Source organism: Rhizobacter sp. (genome assembly GCF_046595475.1).
Taxonomy (GTDB): domain Bacteria; phylum Pseudomonadota; class Gammaproteobacteria; order Burkholderiales; family Burkholderiaceae_C; genus Rhizobacter.
This window is the reverse complement of the sequence record NZ_JBKJOQ010000029.1, coordinates 33802-52672: the sequence shown is the minus strand read 5'-3', so window position 1 is coordinate 52672 and position 18871 is coordinate 33802. Positions and strand designations below refer to the sequence as shown.

The 18871-nt window shown below is 62.2% G+C and carries 17 protein-coding genes; 9 read left to right on the top strand and 8 right to left on the bottom strand.

Going from position 1 to position 18871, the window contains the following annotated elements; all coding sequences use genetic code 11:
• Nucleotides 1-2067, bottom strand: a 2067-nt coding sequence (locus AC30QB_RS05545; protein ID WP_489545187.1) for a sodium-translocating pyrophosphatase, incomplete at its 3' end; no start/stop codon positions are given.
• A gap of 234 nt (nt 2068-2301) precedes the next feature.
• On the opposite strand from AC30QB_RS05545, the gene ppa reads away from it, so the two are divergent.
• Nucleotides 2302-2835, top strand: a complete 534-nt coding sequence (ppa, locus tag AC30QB_RS05540; RefSeq protein ID WP_489545186.1) for an inorganic diphosphatase — start codon at nt 2302-2304, stop codon at nt 2833-2835.
• Between the two features lie 117 nt (nt 2836-2952).
• Nucleotides 2953-5688: a M16 family metallopeptidase gene (locus AC30QB_RS05535; protein ID WP_489545185.1), complete on the top strand. Its 2736-nt coding sequence runs from the start codon at nt 2953-2955 to the stop codon at nt 5686-5688.
• On the opposite strand, the gene AC30QB_RS05530 is transcribed toward AC30QB_RS05535, so the two are convergent.
• Nucleotides 5678-6847: a GNAT family N-acetyltransferase gene (locus AC30QB_RS05530; RefSeq protein WP_489545184.1), complete on the bottom strand. Its 1170-nt coding sequence runs from the start codon at nt 6845-6847 to the stop codon at nt 5678-5680. The two genes, AC30QB_RS05535 and AC30QB_RS05530, sit on opposite strands and share 11 nt — an antisense overlap.
• Here AC30QB_RS05530 and AC30QB_RS05525 point away from each other — a divergent pair, their 5' ends adjacent.
• Complete coding sequence (locus AC30QB_RS05525) at nt 6848-8521, top strand: NAD+ synthase (RefSeq protein WP_489545183.1); 1674 nt, start codon at nt 6848-6850, stop codon at nt 8519-8521.
• Nucleotides 8522-8554: 33 nt separating this feature from the next.
• On the top strand, nt 8555-8893 hold the full coding sequence (locus AC30QB_RS05520; protein WP_489545182.1) for a P-II family nitrogen regulator: 339 nt from the start codon (nt 8555-8557) through the stop codon (nt 8891-8893).
• A gap of 51 nt (nt 8894-8944) precedes the next feature.
• Here the strand turns inward: AC30QB_RS05520 and AC30QB_RS05515 are convergent, their stop codons facing one another.
• The 6 genes from AC30QB_RS05515 to AC30QB_RS05490 all read right to left on the bottom strand — a co-directional run bounded on the left by AC30QB_RS05515 (nt 8945) and on the right by AC30QB_RS05490 (nt 12307).
• Nucleotides 8945-9529, bottom strand: a complete 585-nt coding sequence (locus AC30QB_RS05515) for an LOG family protein (protein ID WP_489545181.1) — start codon at nt 9527-9529, stop codon at nt 8945-8947.
• Nucleotides 9526-9903 carry a diacylglycerol kinase gene (locus AC30QB_RS05510; RefSeq protein WP_489545180.1) on the bottom strand — a complete coding sequence of 126 codons (378 nt, stop codon included), beginning with the start codon at nt 9901-9903 and terminating at the stop codon, nt 9526-9528. Before AC30QB_RS05510 ends, AC30QB_RS05515 begins: the two co-directional genes overlap by 4 nt.
• A 31-nt stretch (nt 9904-9934) precedes the next feature.
• Entirely contained in the window at nt 9935-10483 is a 549-nt protein-coding gene (locus tag AC30QB_RS05505; protein WP_489545179.1) for an RDD family protein, read from the bottom strand.
• Complete coding sequence (locus AC30QB_RS05500) at nt 10480-11190, bottom strand: DUF3106 domain-containing protein (RefSeq protein WP_489545178.1); 711 nt, start codon at nt 11188-11190, stop codon at nt 10480-10482. The genes AC30QB_RS05505 and AC30QB_RS05500 overlap by 4 nt, the downstream gene beginning before the upstream one ends.
• A gap of 101 nt (nt 11191-11291) precedes the next feature.
• Nucleotides 11292-11744 (bottom strand): DUF3619 family protein, encoded by a 453-nt coding sequence (locus AC30QB_RS05495; RefSeq protein WP_489545177.1) that lies wholly within the window; start codon nt 11742-11744, stop codon nt 11292-11294.
• On the bottom strand, nt 11741-12307 hold the full coding sequence (locus AC30QB_RS05490; protein WP_489545176.1) for an RNA polymerase sigma factor: 567 nt from the start codon (nt 12305-12307) through the stop codon (nt 11741-11743). The genes AC30QB_RS05495 and AC30QB_RS05490 overlap by 4 nt, the downstream gene beginning before the upstream one ends.
• Nucleotides 12308-12547: 240 nt before the next feature.
• Here AC30QB_RS05490 and AC30QB_RS05485 point away from each other — a divergent pair, with 240 nt between their 5' ends.
• The 5 genes from AC30QB_RS05485 (at nt 12548) to leuA (ending at nt 18867) form a co-directional block, all read left to right on the top strand.
• Entirely contained in the window at nt 12548-14323 is a 1776-nt protein-coding gene (locus AC30QB_RS05485) for an acetolactate synthase 3 catalytic subunit (RefSeq protein ID WP_489545175.1), read from the top strand.
• A 159-nt stretch (nt 14324-14482) separates the two neighbouring features.
• Nucleotides 14483-14974, top strand: a complete 492-nt coding sequence (ilvN, locus tag AC30QB_RS05480) for an acetolactate synthase small subunit (RefSeq protein WP_489545174.1) — start codon at nt 14483-14485, stop codon at nt 14972-14974.
• A 48-nt stretch (nt 14975-15022) separates the two neighbouring features.
• Nucleotides 15023-16039 (top strand): ketol-acid reductoisomerase, encoded by a 1017-nt coding sequence (gene ilvC / locus AC30QB_RS05475; RefSeq protein WP_489545173.1) that lies wholly within the window; start codon nt 15023-15025, stop codon nt 16037-16039.
• 112 nt (nt 16040-16151) lie between these two features.
• Nucleotides 16152-16976 (top strand): CDP-diacylglycerol--serine O-phosphatidyltransferase, encoded by an 825-nt coding sequence (pssA, locus tag AC30QB_RS05470; protein ID WP_489545189.1) that lies wholly within the window; start codon nt 16152-16154, stop codon nt 16974-16976.
• 193 nt (nt 16977-17169) lie between these two features.
• Nucleotides 17170-18867: a 2-isopropylmalate synthase gene (leuA, locus tag AC30QB_RS05465; protein ID WP_489545188.1), complete on the top strand. Its 1698-nt coding sequence runs from the start codon at nt 17170-17172 to the stop codon at nt 18865-18867.
• The last annotated feature ends 4 nt before the right edge of the window (nt 18868-18871 follow it).

Sequence of the window (18871 nt, the reverse complement as noted above, 5' to 3'; positions counted from 1 at the left end):
CAGGCTCATCGGCAACAGCGGCACGATCAGCAGTGCCACTATGTTGATGATCTTGATCAGCGGGTTTACTGCCGGGCCAGCCGTGTCTTTGTACGGGTCGCCTACGGTGTCGCCGGTGACGGCAGCTTTGTGGGCCTCAGAGCCCTTGCCGCCGTGGTGGCCGTCTTCGATGTACTTCTTGGCGTTGTCCCAGGCGCCGCCGCCCGTGCACATCGAAATGGCGACGAAGAGGCCGGTGACGATGGTGCCCATCAGCAAGCCGCCGAGAGCGGCCGGGCCGAGCAGCAAACCCACCAGAATGGGCACGACAACCGGCAGCAAGCTGGGGATGATCATTTCCTTGATTGCGGCAGTGGTCAGCATGTCGACGGCACGGCCGTACTCGGGCTTGGCTGTGCCTTCCATGATGCCTTTGATGTCGCGGAACTGGCGGCGCACTTCTTCCACCACTGCGCCTGCGGCACGGCCTACGGCTTCCATGGCCATGGCGCCGAAGAGGTAGGGAATTAAGCCGCCGATGAACAGGCCGACGATGACGCGCGGCTCGCTCAGATCGAAGGTGACCTTCATACCCAGGGCTTCGAGCGAGTGGGTGTAATCGGCAAACAGCACCAGCGCGGCCAGGCCGGCCGAGCCGATGGCGTAGCCCTTGGTCACGGCCTTGGTGGTGTTGCCCACCGCGTCGAGTGGGTCGGTCACATCACGCACGCTCTTGGGCAGCTCAGCCATCTCGGCAATGCCGCCGGCGTTGTCGGTGATGGGGCCGTAAGCATCAAGGGCGACCACGATGCCCGCCATGCTGAGCATGGAGGTTGCAGCAATCGCAATGCCGAACAAGCCAGCCAGCTGATAGGCCACCAGGATGGCAATGCACACGAAGATGACGGGCCATGCAGTCGAGCGCATCGACACGCCAAGGCCAGCGATGATATTGGTGCCGTGGCCGGTGGTCGATGCCTGTGCGATGTGTTGCACGGGCTTGTATTGCGTACCGGTGTAGTACTCGGTGATCCACACCATCGCGGCCGTCAGCACGAGGCCGACGATGCAGGTTCCGAACAGGGCCATTGACGTTACCGTGCGGCCGTCGTTCAAGGTCAGTGCCTGCGGGAACAGCGTCGAGGTGACGAAGTAGAAGGCGATGAGCGACAACACCCCCGCCACGGCCAGGCCCTTGTACAGCGCTGGCATCACGTTCTTCATGCCCGGCGATGCCTTGACGAAGCTGCAGCCGATGATCGACGCGATGATCGACACGCCACCCAGCAGCAGCGGGTAGATCACGGCGTTGAGCGTGGTCGTGCCCGTCACCATCAGGGCACCGAGTGCCATGGTGGCGATGAGCGTGACGGCGTAGGTTTCGAACAGGTCGGCAGCCATGCCGGCGCAGTCGCCGACGTTGTCGCCCACGTTGTCGGCGATCACCGCGGGGTTGCGCGGGTCGTCTTCGGGGATGCCGGCTTCAACCTTGCCCACCAGGTCGGCGCCGACGTCGGCGCCCTTGGTGAAGATGCCGCCGCCCAGCCGCGCAAAGATCGAAATCAGCGAGGCGCCAAAAGCAAAGCCCAGCAGCGGCTTGAGCGAAGCCGAGAGATTGGCTGTGTTGCTCGCGTTGCCTGTGAGGTACATGAAGAAGATGGTCACGCCCAACAGGCCCAGGCCTACCACCAGCATGCCGGTGATGGCGCCGCCCTTGAAGGCGACGGCCAGTGCAGGCGCAATGCCTTTGGTGGCGGCTTCTGCCGTGCGCACATTGGCCTTGACCGACACGTTCATGCCGATGAAGCCGCAGGCGCCCGAGAGCACGGCGCCGAGCACGAAGCCGACGGCGGTGGTGATGTCAAGAAACAGACCGATGAGCACGGCCAGCACCACTCCCACGATGGCGATGGTCTTGTATTGGCGTGCGAGGTATGCGGCGGCGCCTTGCTGGATGGCAGAAGCGATTTCCTGCATGCGCGCGTTGCCGGCGCTTTGACTCAGGATCCAGCTTCGCTGAACGAAGCCGTAAAGTACTGCGGCAACACCGCAGGCAAGCGCAAAGTAAAGCGCCAAATTCGTCGACATCGGTGGGACTCCTCGTTTCGGTTGTTCACGCATTTGAGAGAGACAGGCCCACCGCTATTTCACCTGGCAAGCAGGTACGGGCGGGTCAGCGGGGCATGCTACGGGAAGGCCCGAGACAAGGCAACGAACCGCGCATGGTGTTTTCCATCGGTCGGGGCGCCGGGTGGCATGCATCGGAGCCCCGCAAGACGCGCGAGTAAAATTCGGGTTTTCCCGCGCACTTATCAAAACACCATGAGCCTGCACAACGTGACCCCCGGCGCCAAGGCGCCCGACCAGTTCAACGTGATCATCGAAATTCCGATGAACGCCGACCCGATCAAGTACGAAGTCGACAAGGAGAGTGGCGCCTTGTTCGTCGACCGCTTCATGACCACGGCGATGCACTACCCCTGCAACTATGGCTACGTGCCGCAGACGCTGTCTGACGACGGTGACCCGGTCGACGTGCTGGTGATCACGCCATTCCCGCTTTCGCCCGGCGTGGTCGTGACCTGCCGCCCCATCGGTGTGCTGAAAATGGAAGACGAGGCCGGTGGCGACAGCAAGCTACTCGCCGTGCCCATCGACAAGGTGCTGCCCATCTATACGCACTGGCAGAAGCCTGAAGACATCAATCAGATGCGCTTGAAGGCCATTCAGCATTTCTTCGAGCACTACAAAGACCTCGAAGCGGGCAAGTGGGTGAAGGTGCAGGGCTGGGAAGGCCCCGAGTCGGCGAAGGAGGAAATTCGCGCAGGCATGGCTGCCTACAAGAAGCCGCTCTGAACCGAGCCTGAGGTCGGTCGTCTGCGCAAAGGGAGCTTCGGCTCCTTTTGTCGTTTCAGGGCAGTCGGTGCTGGAACTTGCCCTGCAGATCGCACCTCTACACTGACCCCTTTGCTTATGCGAGCCTCCTCCATGCTGCGTCGATTTCTGTGCTCCAGTGCTGTGCTCGTTGCTGTGCTTTTCGGCCCTGCAGCACTGGCGCAAAGCCTCCCAGTCGGGCTGACGCGGGTGCAGGCCGTCGAAGGCATTACCGAGTACCGGCTTGCCAATGGCTTGCAGCTGCTGCTGATTCCCGATGACTCCAAGCCCACCACCACGGTCAACATGACCTACCACGTGGGATCTCGCCAAGAAAACTACGGCGAGACCGGCATGGCCCACCTGCTCGAACACCTGCTGTTCAAGGGCACCCCCACGCACCGCAACCTGCTGGGGGAGTTCACCAAGCGTGGCCTCGCTGCCAACGGCAGCACCTGGTTCGACCGCACCAACTATTTCGCCAGCTTCTCGACCAACGACGACAACCTGAAGTGGTACCTGGCTTGGCAGGCTGATGGCATGGTCAACAGCTTCATCGCCCGCAAGGATCTCGACACCGAGATGACCGTGGTGCGCAACGAGATGGAGATGGGCGAAAACAGCCCCGATCGCATCCTCTTCGAGAAGACGCTGGCCACCATGTACCAGTGGCACAACTACGGCAAAAACACCATTGGTGCCCGCGCCGATGTCGAGAACGTCGACATTCCCCGCCTGCAGGCTTTTTACCGCCAGTACTACCAGCCCGACAACGCCACGCTGATCGTGGCCGGCAAATTTGAGCCGGGCAAGGTGCTGGGTTGGGTAACGCAATCGTTCGGCAAGATCAAGAAGCCCACACGCAAACTGCCAGTGCAGTACACGCTCGATGCGGTGCAAGACGGTGAGCGCAGCATCACGCTGCGCCGCACAGGCGGCGTGCCGCTGCTGCTGGTGGGCTACCACGTGCCGCCTGCAGCGCACCCCGACTTTGCCGCCGTGGAGGTGATCGACCTGATCATGGGCGACACGCCCGCCGGCCGCCTGCACAAGCGGCTCATTGCCAAGCAACTCGCGGCAGGCACGTATGCCTTTGCGCAAGGCCTGGCCGAGCCAGGCTTTACGCTTTTTGGTGCACAGCTGGCGCCTGGGCAAGAGGTGGATGCCGCTCGCACCGAGATGCTCGCCACGATCGAATCGGTGGCACGCGAGCCCATCACCGAAGAAGAGCTGAAGCGTGCCCAGGCCCAGTGGGCCAAAGGCTGGGAACAGGCGTTCACCAACCCCGAGACCGTTGGTGTGGCGCTGAGCGAATCGGTGGCACAGGGCGACTGGCGCCTTTTCTTTCTGATCCGCGATCGGGTGCGCGACCTCAAGCTTGCTGACGTGCAACGCGTGGCCGAGCAGCGCTTGCTGCCTTCGAACCGCACCTTGGGGCTGTACCTCCCTACCGACAAACCGGCGCGTGCTCCGGCACCTGCCAGGGTCGACGTGGCCGCCGAATTGAAGAACTTCAAACCGCAGGAAGGGGTGGCCACGGTGGCGGCCTTTGACGCCACACCCGCAAACATCGACAAGCTCACGCAGCGCTTCGCAGTGGGGGGCTTGAAAGTGGCTTTGCTGCCCAAGCCTGCGCGAGGTTCGGCGGTTCAAGCAGTGCTGACGCTGAACTTCGGTGATGAGAAGACTCTCTTCGGCCAAGGCGAGCTGTCCGACATGGTGGCGGCCATGCTCGACAAGGGTACGGCCACGCGTTCACGCCAGCAGATACAAGACCAACTCGACGAGTTGAAAACTGAAATGCGCATCAGCGGTGGCCGGGGGCGGGTGAGTGTCAGCCTGACTTCGCGCCGCGAGCATCTGCCTGCCGCCATCGCGCTCGTAAGTGACTTGCTGCGCAACCCCGTCTTCCCGGCAGATGCTCTGGGCGAGCTAAAGCGTCAGGTGGTGGCCGATGTGGAGCAGCAACGCAAGGAGCCTGAGGCGGTGGCCGACAACGCGTTGTCTCGCTTGCGCAGCACCTACCCGCGTGGCGACGTGCGCTACGTGAGCACCTTCGACGAGACGGTGAGCGACGTGAATGGCGCCACCGTCGAGCAGCTGCGGGCGTTTCACAAGCGCTTCTATGGCGCGGCGCGCGCTGAGTTCGGTGCGGCGGGTGATATGGACGTGGCAGCAGTGCGCGCTGCGCTAGACAAAGCGTTTGTGGGCTGGGGCAATGGTGAGCCCTATGCGCGTGTGCCGCAGCCTTTGTTGCCGGTGAAGCCGCAGCGGCTGCAGCTCGAAACACCCGACAAGCAAAACGCCACCTTGCTGGTGCGCCTGAGCGTGCCGCTGTCCGACACCGACGCCGACTACCCGGCGCTGACGATGGCGAACTTCCTGCTGGGCTCGGGTGGGCAATCGCGCCTGTGGAAGCGCATTCGCGAATCCGAGGGGCTTTCATACGATGTGCGCAGCTCGGTCAGCTGGAACAGCCACGAGCCGCACTCGGTGTGGCAAGGCAGCGCCATCTTTGCCCCACAAAACCTGGCCAAGGTGGAGGCCGCCTTCCGGGAGGAGCTGGTGCGTGCGCACAAAGATGGCTTCACCGCACAGGAGCTGGCCGAAGGCAAGCGCGGGCTGCTGGCCTTCCGACAGCTGTCACGTGCCCAAGACCGCAACTTGGCCGGAGCGCTGGCAGGCAACCTCGACCTGGGGCGCACCTTCGCAGTGTCGGCGCGCGTGGACGATGCCTTGAGCAAGCTGACCTTGGAACAGGTCAACGCTGCCTTGCGCACCTACATCAAGCCTGAGAATTTCGTGAGCGCGGTGGCGGGCGACTTCAAGCCTTGAACGGCCGGCGCTCGTTTAGCTCGTCGAGATAGCTCTCTACCCCTTCGCCTTCACGCGCCAGAAAATCTGCCACGGCCTGCGCAAACTGAGGGTGTGCCAGCCAGTGTGCCGACCAGGTCTGCACCGGAAGCAGGCCGCGCGCCATCTTGTGCTCACCTTGTGCGCCTCCTTCAAAGCGCTGGTAGCCCTGGGCGACGCACCAGGCCAGCGGCTGGTAGTAGCAGGCCTCGAAGTGCAGGCAGGAAACGTGCTCCGTCGCGCCCCAGTAGCGGCCAAAGGCGCTGCGCCGCGCGGGGTCTATGGCGATCAGCGAGGCCGCAATGCGCTCGCCGTTTCGCCATGCGATGAAGAGCAACCAGTGCTGGGGCATGTGGCGCGCCATGCGTGAGAAGAAGTCGCGCGTGAGGTAGGGCGAGGAGTGGTGCGCGCGATAGGTGAGGGTGTAGCAGCGATAGAAGAAATCCCAATCGGCATCGGTGATCTGCTCGCCCTGAAGGGTGGTGAAGCTGACACCCGCGTCTTGCACGCGGCGGCGTTCTTGCTGGATCTTCTTGCGCTTCTCGCGCTGCAGGCTGGCCAGGAAATCAGCGAAATCTGTGTACGTCTCGGGCTCTCGGTTGACCCAGTGAAACTGCACCGTGCTGCGCATCATCCAGCCGGCAGAGCGGGCGGCATCTTGGTCGTTGTCATCGAGAAATAGCACGTGGGCCGATGACAGCTTGGCCTGTTGTGCAAACTGCTTCATGGCTTCTAGCAGCGCAATGCGCGCCGAGTTGTCGTGCGCCAGGAGCCGCGGGCCGGGCACGGGCGTGAATGGCACGGCGCTCAAGAGCTTGGGGTAGTAACGCAGACCGTGGCGCTGGTAAGCGTCGGCCCAGGCCCAGTCGAAAACATATTCGCCGTACGAGTGAGCCTTCAAATACAGCGGGCAGGCCGCCACGAGCTGGGCGCCTTCATGCAGCACGAGGAACCGAGGCGTCCAACCGGTGCTTTCGATGGCGCTGGCCGACTCGTGCATGGCCAGCAGGTATTCGTGGCGCATGAAAGGCGTGGCACAGGGCTGAGCTTCAAGCAGTGCGTTCCATTGCGCAGCGTCCACTTCAGAGGGGTGGTCGAGAACCCGAATGACATAATCGTTCGAGCCTTTTTTTTCACGCATATGTCATCCAGCCCACGGGTCAAAGTAGCACTCGCGCAAATCAATGCCACGGTGGGCGATCTGGCCGGCAACGCCCGCAAGATCGTCGAGTTTTCGCGGCGCGCCTACGAACAGGGCGCTCGTCTGGTGCTCACACCCGAGCTCGGCCTGTGCGGCTATCCGCCCGAAGATCTGTTGCTGCGCCCAGCGTTCATGCAGTCTTGCGCGCACGCGCTGGCCGAGTGTGCCGAGGCCTTGGCCGATCTGCCGGGTTTGCATGTGGTGGTGGGGCATCCGCATCAGTGGGGTGAGCGGGGAGATGTTAGGTCGAAGTCGCATGCCGTGCAGCAGCGCTACAACGCGGCCTCGGTGCTGAGTGGGGGCAAGGTGCTCGCCACGTATTGCAAACGCGAGCTGCCCAACTACCAGGTGTTCGACGAGCGGCGATATTTTGCGGCGGGCCGCGATGCGGGGCAGGGGGCGGTGGTGTTCGATGTAGAAGGGCTGAAGTTCGGCCTCAACATCTGCGAAGACGCCTGGTTTGACGAGCCTGCGCGAGCCGCCAAGGCGGCAGGCGCAGAGGTGCTGTGCGTGATCAACGCGTCGCCGTTCCATGTGGGCAAGGTGACCGAGCGCGAAGAGCGCATGGCGCTACGCGCTCGCGACGTGGGCTTGCCTCTGCTCTATGCGCATCTGAGCGGCGGCCAAGACGAGGTGGTGTTTGATGGTGCGTCGTTTGCGCTGGATGCACAGGGCCGGGTCGCGGCGCGCGCGCCGTTCTTTGAAGAATCACTCACCCTGGTCGACGTGGGCTGCGACTCTGTCAGTGGCTCGGTGGCTGCTGTGCCTGAGATCGAAGCCCAGGTTTGGGGCGCGCTGGTGACCGGCGTGCGCGACTACATAGTCAAGAACGGTTTCCCCGGCATATTGCTGGGCTTGAGCGGTGGCATTGACTCGGCCCTGGTGTTGGCAGTCGCAGTCGACGCGCTGGGCGCCGACAAGGTGCGCACCGTGATGATGCCGTCACCCTACACCGCCGACATTTCATGGATCGATGCTCGCGACATGGCCGAGCGCCTCGGCGTGCGCTACGACGAGATATCCATCGTGCCCATGTTCGACGCCTTCCGGCAAAGCCTTGCGGGCGAGTTCGCCGGGCTGAAGGAAGACGCGACCGAAGAAAACATACAGGCGCGCATCCGCGGGACCTTGCTGATGGCCTTGTCCAACAAGTTCGGCACCATTGTGCTGACCACCGGCAACAAGAGCGAGATGGCCACAGGCTACTGCACGCTGTACGGTGACATGGCCGGCGGTTTCGCGGTCATCAAGGATGTGGCCAAGACGCTGGTCTATCGACTGGCCATTTGGCGCAACGCCCAGGGCTCAGAAGTCATCCCTCAGCGCATCATCACGCGGCCGCCCTCGGCCGAGCTGCGGCCCGACCAGACCGACCAAGACAGCCTGCCTGCGTATGAGGTGCTCGACGGCATCTTGCAACGCTACATGGAAGACGACCAGGGCCTGGACGAAATCATCGCGGCCGGCTATGCAGCCGCCGACGTGGAGCGCGTCACGCGCCTGATCAAGATCAACGAGTACAAGCGTCGGCAGGCACCCATTGGCATCCGAATCACCCATCGGGCGTTCGGGCGAGACTGGCGCTACCCCATCACCTCGAAGTTCCGCGCTTAAACTACCGTCAACCTATTTGCCCCGGAGACCGCCATGAAACAGATCACAGCGATTGTGAAGCCGTTCAAGCTCGAGGAAGTGCGTGAGGCGTTGGCCGATGTAGGTGTGACGGGGCTCACCGTTACCGAGGTGAAGGGCTTCGGGCGCCAGAAGGGGCACACCGAGCTGTACCGCGGCGCCGAGTACGTGGTCGATTTCCTGCCCAAGGTGAAGGTCGAGGTGGTGGTGAAAGATGGCGATGTGGATCGTTGCATCGAGGCCATCGTGAAGGCGGCCAAGACCGGCAAGATCGGTGACGGCAAGATTTTCGTCACGGCCGTGGAGCAAGTGGTTCGCATCCGCACCGGCGAGACCGACGAAGCCGCTGTCTGACGCGCTCTGGTGGCGTCAATCGAAGCCCGCTGCGAGCGGGCTCTTTTGCGCCTAGATCTGGCGGTAGTCGTCGGGCGCTGTTGCCCGCCGTGCCTGCGCGCCAAGTCGATCGAGTAGCTCTACCGGGTCGCTTGCCACTTGCAGCAACTGGTGCTGCGCGGGTGGCACGAAGCCCTCGCCAACTGCTTGCGCGATGAAGGAGAGCAGGGCGTCGTAGTAGCCCTCTGCGTTCAACAACCCGACGGGTTTGTCGTGATAACCCAGCTGCTGCCAAGTCCAGACCTCGAATAGCTCTTCGAAGGTGCCGATGCCGCCGGGCAGCGCCAGGAATGCGTCGGCCCGCTCGGCCATCAGCCGCTTACGCTCATGCATGGTGTTGACCACGTGCAGCTCGGTGAGGCCTGGGTGCCCGAGCTCGCGTTCCATCAACGAGTGCGGGATGACCCCGATGACCGGAGCCCCCGCTGCGAGTGCGGCGTTGGCCACTGTGCCCATGAGGCCTGCATTGCCGCCACCGTACACCAGTTGCCAGCCGCGCTCGCCGATCAGCGAGCCCACATGCTGGGCGACCGCTTCATACGCTGGCTTTCCGCCCTTGCGAGAACCGCAGTACACGCACAGCGACAGCTTGCTCACAGGAAGCGATGCCACAAAGCAGCCGCCCACAGCCCGCCGCACAGCACCAGTGAGAGAAACACGGCGGCGCTTGCCAGGTCCTTGGCCCGCTTGGACAAGTCATGCAGCTCGAACGAAACGCGGTCGATGGCTGCTTCGATGCCCGAGTTGAGCAGCTCCACGATCATCACCAGCAGCACCGAGCCCACCAGCAGGGCCACCTCGACCCAGGTGCGACCGACCAAAAATGCGGAAGGGATCAGGATGACCGCTAGCCAGGTTTCCTGGCGAAAGGCGCTCTCACCACGATACGCTGTCTTCAGGCCTTCGAATGAATAGCCGGTGGCGCGAATGACTCTGTCGAAGCCGGTGCGGCCCTTGAATGGATTGCTCATGGGCGGCGATTGTGCCCTGAGCATTTGACGCCTATGCCGGGCGACGAGGCTCTGGCAGGGCGTCGATGAGGCGCGTACCGCACAGAATGTCGTGCAGGAACTGCCGCTGAGGAAGCGCCAGTGCGAGCATGGCATAGCCTAAAACGCTCAACGCAATGCAGGCTGCGACGGCGCGCGGTTGCTCTCTCACGTTCCAGTGGTTCAGCACGGTCAGGGCTGCAGCGGGGGCGACCCAGAGCCAGCTGGCGAGGTAGCGTGCGAAGGCACGCGGTCGGGTCAGATTTTGGCCGCTGGCGGTGACGACCTGAATTCGCCATGTTTGCATGGGCAGAGTCTGCCCACGGGTCGACCAGAACCAGGTGAAATACGAGGCATAGAGACCGAAGCTGATCACCTCGAGTACGACATCGCCGATGGTCGAATGCTGCAGGCCTGTGACGGCCACGATGACTGCTCCAACCGCACCCGGAATGAGCAACATGCCGAACAGGATCAGGCCTTCGTAGACGAGGCTGGCCATCCGACGCAAAAGGTGAGGGGCCGCGGCCCCATAGGCCCCTGCGGCCACGGCGTCGATCATGGGCGAGGTGGGACGGGCGCGGAGGCCGCAGCAGAGCGAGTGGCCGCGCCTTGCGGTCCTCGCTTGGGCAACAAGGTGGATTGATCAACAAAGCCTGGGCTGACGGCGATCTTGGGCAGGCCGGCGGGCTGGTGAGCAGGTGGGCTGGCGCGCTTGTTGATCAGGTTGGTGGTCGCGCCGGGTTGTGCCTGGGCCACGGTCGGGGCCACCGCTTTCGGGCGAGGTGCGTAGGACGAGTTGGGCACCACGTTGGACTTGGTGCCAGCCGATTCGCCAGGCTGGTCGTTTGCGGGTGCCTTGCGTGCAGGAGGTACGGCGCGGGCGGCCAATTGCTTGCGCTGTTCGGGTGGCAGCGCCTTGTAGGCTTCCCAACTGTCCCTGCGCTCCTGGGCCGGAACTCGCTGCGCCTCTTTGTAGTTCATGCGAGCCTGCCCGCGTTCACGAGGGCTGAGCTTGGCCCAGTCTTCCATGCGGGTTTGGATGCGCGCCTGCTCGTCGGCTGGCATGGTCGGGAACTTGGTTGCGATGTCGAGCCACTTGCCCTTGCGGGTGGGGTCGATGCTTCCCCATTCGCGCTCAAGCGGCTTCAGCGCGCTTTTCTGGGTCGTGCTCAGCGATGCCCAGCTAGGGCCTTCTGCTGCGGGGCTGGCTGGCTTCGCCGGGACGGGGGCGGGCGAGGTTTGCGCCTCGCTCAGCAACGGGGCCATTGAAAGAGCGCAAACCGCGAGCCACAGGCTAGAAAAACTGCGCCGTGCTGATACACGCCGCGAGGGTGGGATCAACCGGGTGGAAGTCATGACGGCACCGGTTAATCGCGAGGAGCTTTCAGGAACTCCACAAACCCCGGGTCGCTGTAGGCAGAAGGGGGCAAGTCGTCGGCCAGCAATGAGGCGTCGATTTCGGCGGCAGCGGCAATCTGGCTGCGGTCATGCATCTTCTGTATCAGCACCAAGCCGCCGACCAGCGCAACCAGGGGCACCGCGGCAGCGAGCTGAACCCACCAGCCCGAGCCACCATGGCCGCGCCCCAAGGAAAGGGTGGTACCCGAGCCAACCACGACCGACGGCTCCACGGCCTTGGCAGAGCGCACTGCACGGGCGCGCGACAGGGCTTGCTCGCGGGCGAAGCGCAGCCGCTCGCTCACGTCGGCGGGGAGCTCGGCGGTGCGCTCGGTCAGGCGCGCAGTGAGGCGAAAAGCCAGGCGCGCTTCAAGGGCGTCAAGCTCGGCAGGGGCGTAGGGTCGAAGATTGATGTTGTTCATAGCACTATTCCCTTTGCCTTCAAGGCGTCGGCCAAGGCATGCACGGCACGCGAGCAATGCGTCTTGACACTTCCCTGCGAACATCCCATCACAGAAGCGGTTTCAGCGACATCGAGTTCCTCCCAGTAACGCAGTAGGAAGGCTTCTCGTTGACGCGTCGGCAGCTTGGACACTTCACCATCAATCGCTAGCAGGATCTGAGCCCGTGAAACCGACTCCGCAGCGCTTTCCGTGGAGGAAGACTCATTCTGCGACGCCAAAGTTTCCAGCAGATCGAAATCTCCATCGTCGCTTGAGGATTCGTACTCGGAAAAGTTTCGAACGACGGCGTTGCGCACCTTCTGGCGGCGAAACCAGTCCATGGTGGCGTTGGAGAGGATGCGCTGAAAAACGAGCGGAAGTTCGGCCGCAGGCCGGTCGATGTACTTTTCAGCCAGGCGGATCATCGAGTCTTGAACGATGTCGAGCGCGGCATCGTCGTCCCGCACGGCATACGCCACGCGCTTGAAAGCGCGTTTTTCGACGCTTTTCAGAAAGTCCGAAAGTTCTTTGTCAGATGCCAAGTGGAGCGCCTCAGGCCGCAGCCTGCCGAAACGGGCCGGATTATCGCATCGCTCAAACCAAGCTCAGTGCTTGGGGCGGAAGCGGTCTTATAATGCTCGTTTGCACAACAACTGGTCTTAATTTGGCGGCCCGACCTGGGCTCCTTGTTTTAATGACTCAGCAGGTACCACACCCGCCTCACGAGGGCGAGGAGAGGTGCACCGATGGTTTTTCGTTAGAGAAATTCACAAAGGTTCAACATGGACATGTCTGCCGCGGAACTCAAGCGCGCCGCCTTGGCGCAGCAACCGCAAACCTCTAATGCCGAGCCTAACGGCTCTGAAATCCTGGTCCGCTGCCTTCAAGCTGAAGGCGTCAAATTCCTCTGGGGCTATCCGGGTGGTGCGGTCCTCTACATCTACGACGCCCTGTACAAGCAAGAAAGCATCGAGCATGTGCTGGTGCGCCATGAGCAGGCGGCCGTACACGCTGCCGATGGCTATGCGCGTGCCACCGGCAACGTCGGCGTGGCGCTGGTCACTTCAGGCCCCGGCGTAACCAATGCCGTGACGGGCATCGCCACGGCATATATGGACTCGATCCCGATGGTGATCATCACCGGCCAGGTTCCCACTGCTGCGATCGGGCTCGACGCCTTCCAGGAGTGCGACACGGTAGGCATCACCCGCCCCATCGTGAAACACAACTTCTTGGTGAAAGACGTGCGCGACCTGGCCGTGACCTTGAAGAAGGCTTTCCACATCGCTCGCACCGGCAGGCCCGGTCCGGTGGTGGTCGACATCCCGAAGGACGTGTCGCAGAAGACTGCGCCGTTCCACTACCCAGCCACCATCGAGATGCGCTCGTACAACCCGGCGCGCAAGGGCCATGGCGGTCAGATCCGCAAGGCCGTGCAGCTGCTGTTGGCGGCGAAGCGGCCCTACATTTACACCGGCGGTGGTGTGGTCTTGGGCAATGCTTCGGCGGAACTGCGCGAGCTGGTCAACTTGCTGGGGTACCCCTGCACCAACACCTTGATGGGTCTGGGCGCGATGCCGGCCAGCGACCCCAAGTTCCTGGGCATGCTGGGCATGCACGGCACCTACGAAGCCAACATGACCATGCAGAACTGCGACGTTCTGCTGGCTGTTGGCGCACGGTTCGACGACCGCGTGATCGGCAACCCCAAGCACTTCGCTTCGGTGGAACGCAAGATCGTGCACATCGACATTGACCCGTCGTCGATCTCCAAGCGCGTGAAGGTCGACATCCCGATCGTCGGCGACGTGAAAGATGTGCTGCACGAGTTGATCGCCCAGATCAAGGAAGCGCAGTCCAAGCCCGACGTGCAGGCCTTGTCCGCCTGGTGGGGCCAGATCAACGAGTGGCGCAAGCGCGAGTGCCTCAAATACAAGAACAGTACCGAGGTCATCAAGCCGCAATACGTTGTTGAAACCTTATGCGAACTGACGCGCAACCGCGACACCTACATCACGTCTGATGTCGGCCAGCACCAGATGTGGGCCGCCCAGTTCTACCGCTTCGAAGAGCCGCGCCGCTGGATCAACTCTGGTGGGCTGGGCACCATGGGCGTGGGCCTGCCTTACGCCATGGGCATCAAGCTGGCCAAGCCCGACTCGGACGTGTTCTGTGTGACCGGCGAAGGCTCGATCCAGATGTGCATCCAGGAGCTGTCGACCTGCCTACAGTACAAGACACCGGTGAAGATCGTGTCGCTGAACAACCGCTACCTCGGCATGGTGCGACAGTGGCAAGAGATCGACTACGGTGGCCGCTACTCGCACAGCTACATGGATGCGCTGCCCGACTTCGTGAAACTCGCCGAGGCCTACGGCCATGTGGGCCTGCTGGTCGAGAAGCCGGCTGACGTAGAGCCAGCGCTGCGCGAAGCCATCAAGCTCAAGGATCGCACCGTGTTCCTCGACATTCGCACCGATCCGACGGAAAACGTCTGGCCGATGGTGCAGGCGGGCAAAGGCATTTCCGAAATGCTCTTGGGGTCTGAAGACCTGTGATGCGCTGAATCTCGGCCGGGGGTGTGCGTTACCGCGCTCACCCAAAAGCCCAGAAGATGCGCGGACCACCTTCAGCGATTTCTTAACCGTTCACCGTGGACAGCGTGGCCAAGGGCCATTGGTTACCGCCAATGGTGTGAAGAGCGCGCTTCAAAGAACATGAAACACATCATTGCCTTGCTGCTCGAAAACGAGCCCGGCGCGCTGTCGCGTGTCGTCGCCTTGTTTTCGGCTCGTGGCTACAACATCGAGAGCTTGACCGTGGCGCCGACGGAAGACCCGTCGCTGTCGCGTATGACCATCGTGACCACCGGGTCCGATGACGTCATCGAGCAGATCACCAAGCACCTGAATCGCCTGATCGAAGTGGTGAAGGTCGTTGACCTCACCGAAGGCAGCTACACCGAGCGCGAGCTGATGCTCATCAAGGTGCGGGCTGTAGGCAAAGAGCGCGATGAAATGAAGCGCATGGCCGATATTTTCCGCGGCCGCATCATCGACGTGACCGAAAAAAGCTACACCATGGAGTTGACCGGCGATGCGTCCAAGCTCGATGCCTTCATCGAGGCCATCGACCGCACCGCCATTCTGGAAACCGTGCGCACCGGCACCAGCGGGATCGGTCGCGGCGAGCGCATTCTGCGCGCGTGATTCATCACACCGAAACCCCGCATTGAACTGTTATCGAAGGAGATAGACATGAAGGTTTACTACGACAAGGACGCCGACTTGAGCCTGGTGAAGGGCAAGAACGTCGCGATCATCGGCTACGGCTCGCAAGGCCATGCGCACGCACAAAACCTAAACGACAGCGGCGTGAAGGTCACCGTCGGTTTGCGCAAGGGAGGCGCGTCGTGGAGCAAGGTCGAGAAGGCTGGCCTGAAGGTCGCGGAGATTGCAGACGCAGTGAAGTCGGCCGACATCGTGATGCTGCTGCTGCCCGATGAGCAGATCGCTGCCGTCTACACCAACGACGTCGAACCCCACATCAAGCAAGGCGCTTCTCTTGCCTTCGCTCACGGCTTCAACGTGCACTACGGGCAAGTGGTTCCGCGCGCCGACCTCGACGTGTGGATGGTCGCCCCCAAGGCGCCGGGCCACACCGTGCGCTCGACCTACGCCCAAGGCGGCGGCGTGCCGCACCTGATCGCCGTGCACGCCGACAAAAGCGGCAAGGCGCGTGACCTGGCCCTGAGCTACGCAGCGGCCAATGGTGGCGGCAAGGCTGGTGTGATCGAAACCAACTTCCGTGAAGAAACAGAAACCGACCTGTTCGGCGAGCAAGCCGTGCTGTGCGGCGGTGCGGTCGAACTGATCAAGGCCGGTTTCGAGACGCTGACCGAGGCGGGCTACGCGCCGGAGATGGCCTATTTCGAGTGCCTGCATGAACTGAAGCTGATCGTCGATCTGATCTATGAAGGCGGCATCGCCAACATGAACTACTCGATCTCCAACAACGCCGAGTACGGCGAGTACGTGACGGGGCCGAAGATCGTCACCGACGACACCAAGAACGCGATGCGCCAAGTGCTCAAGGACATCCAGACCGGTGAGTACGCCAAGAGCTTCATCCTGGAAAACAAGGCAGGTGCGCCGACCCTGCTGTCGCGCCGCCGCTTGACGGCTGAGCACCCCATCGAGCAAGTGGGCGAGCAGCTGCGCGCCATGATGCCGTGGATCAAGAAGAACCGTCTGGTCGACCAGTCGAAGAACTGATATTCGGTTGCAGATGATGAGAGGCCGCAGGGGAAACCTTGCGGCTTTTTTGTTGCCTGCTGCGGTATCCTTCCGGGCTCACTGCCTTCCAACCTACAGGGTCATGAACGAGATGCACGACGGCGAACAGGCGCTGGCAGACCCGAACGACGCACCTCCGCGCCCGCGTCGCAAGGGCATCTACATCCTGCCCAATCTCTTCACGCTGGCGGCCTTGTTCGGCGGCTTCTATGCGATCGTGATGGCCATGAATGGCCGCTTCGAGCAATCGGCCATCGGCATCTTCTGCGCGATGGTGCTCGACAGCCTCGACGGGCGCGTGGCCCGCATGACCAACACTCAGAGCACCTTTGGCGAGCAGATGGACAGCTTGTCCGACATGGTCTCGTTCGGTGCGGCTCCCGCCTTGATCATGTACGAGTGGGCGCTCAAAGGCCTGGGCAAGCTGGGCTGGATTGCGGCCTTCGTGTATTGCTCATGCGCAGCGCTGCGTTTGGCCCGTTTCAATACCAATCTCACCGTGGTCGACAAGCGCTTCTTCCAAGGCTTGCCCAGCCCTGCGGCAGCGGCCTTGGTGATGGGTTTCATCTGGCTGATGGACGACTCAGGCTTCAAGGTCGCCAACGAAGGCGAGTGGTTGCGCTGGACGGCATTTGCGTTTGCGATGTTTGCTGGCCTCACCATGGTGACCAACGTGCCTTTCTACAGCTTCAAGGACGTGAGCTTTAAGCGCTCGGTACCGTTTATCGTGATCGTGGCAATTGCCTTGGGCATCGCTGTGATCAACATCCATGCACCTTCAGTGCTGTTCACCCTGTTCTGCATCTATGCCTTGTCCGGCTATGGCGTGTATGTCTGGAAGCGCATCAAGGGCCGGCCCGTCAGCGTGATTGCCATCTCGATGGACGAGCCCGATGAAGAGGGCCTGCACCGCTGAAAAGCTGCGTGCTATATTCGCCTCCATGACGTTCTTGACCACTTTCGCGCTAGCCCTACTAGAGGTACCACGGGCTCACTGATCGTTCACGTCTACTCGTTTTCGCTCTCAACGGCCCGTATGCAACCAGCATCGGGCCGTTTTGCTTTCTGAGCGTGCTGGTTGTGACCCGACTCACCAAAGGTTCACCATGATGTTGACGCAACCGCACTTGAAGTACCGACCTTTCACCCCCGTCGCCTTGCGTGACCGCACCTGGCCCGACGCCGTGCTGACACATGCGCCGATCTGGCTGAGCACCGACCTGCGCGATGGCAACCAGGCCCTGATCGAGCCGATGGACCAGCAGCGCAAACTGCGCATGTTCGAAATGCTGCTGGGGATCGGCTTCAAGGAGATCGAGGTCGGTTTCCCGTCTGCATCGCAGACCGAATTTGACTTTATCCGCACGCTGATCGAGAAAGATGTCATTCCTGACGACGTGACGATTCAGGTGTTGACGCAGGCGCGTGAGCCCTTGATTCGCCGCACCTTCGCGTCTCTGGTGGGTGCCAAGCGGGTCATCGTTCACCTCTACAACGCGACCTCTCCCATGATGCGCAAGGTGGTGCTGGGCCTCGACGAAGACGATGTGGTTGCACTGGCCGTGGAGCATGCCCAGTTGATGAAACAACTGGCCGAGGCGCAGCCCGAAACCGAATGGCGTTTCGAGTACTCGCCCGAAATGTTCTCGAACACCGAACTCGATTTCGCCAAGCGCATCGTCGATGCCGTCACAGGTGTCTGGCAGCCGACGCAGAGCCACAAATGCATCGTCAACTTGCCGACGACCGTCGAGTCTTCCACGCCCAATGTGTTTGCCGACATGGTTGAGTGGATGCACCGCCACATCGCCCGGCGCGATGCGGTTGTGCTCTCGGTGCACCCTCATAACGACCGTGGCACCGGCACTGCCGCTGGTGAACTGGCGCTGATGGCGGGTGCCGATCGCATCGAAGGCTGCTTGTTCGGCAATGGTGAGCGCACCGGCAATGTCGATTTGGTCAACATCGCGCTTAACCTCTACACCCAAGGCGTGGCACCGGGGCTCGACTTTTCTGATATTGATGAAGTGCGACGCTGCGTCGAGCACTGCAACCAGTTGCCCGTGCACCCGCGGCACCCGTATGTCGGTGACCTTGTCTACACCTCGTTTTCTGGCTCACATCAAGACGCCATCAAGAAAGCGTTTGCTGCACGCCAAGACAGCGACGTGTGGAACATGCCTTACCTGCCCATCGACCCGAAAGACCTCGGGCGAAGCTATGACGCCGTGATCCGCGTCAACAGCCAGTCGGGCAAGGGTGGCATTTCGTATTTGCTGGAAAGCGAGTACGGCGTGGAGTTGCCACGCCGCCTGCAAATCGAGTTCAGCCAGGTGGTGCAGGCCGTGATGGACGACACCGGCAAGGAGCTGACGGCCACTGAGCTGTGGAACATCTTTCAACGCGAGTACAGCGTGGACGGTGCGTGGGGCGCTCAGGTCGTGCACGCGAACATATCAGAGGCGGCGCCAGGGCAGGTGCGCTTGTCGACGACCGTCGAGCTCGGCGGGCAAGGCCTGGGCGTCGAAGGCGTGGGCGCAGGGCCAATCGATGCGTTCGTAGAAGGCGTGAACCGCAAGCTGGCAACCCAGGTGCGTGTGCTCGACTACCACGAGCACGCCATCGGCAGCGGGGCCGATGCCAAGGCCGTGGCCTATCTCGAGCTGCGCATAGGCGATGCCGTCACCCTGTTCGGCGTGGGCATCGATTCCAACATCGTCTCGGCATCATTGAAGGCCATCACCTCGGGGCTGCACCGGGCCCAGCGCCTGGGCCAACTGAGCTTCGCCCAGGCGGTGGTCGCCTAACATA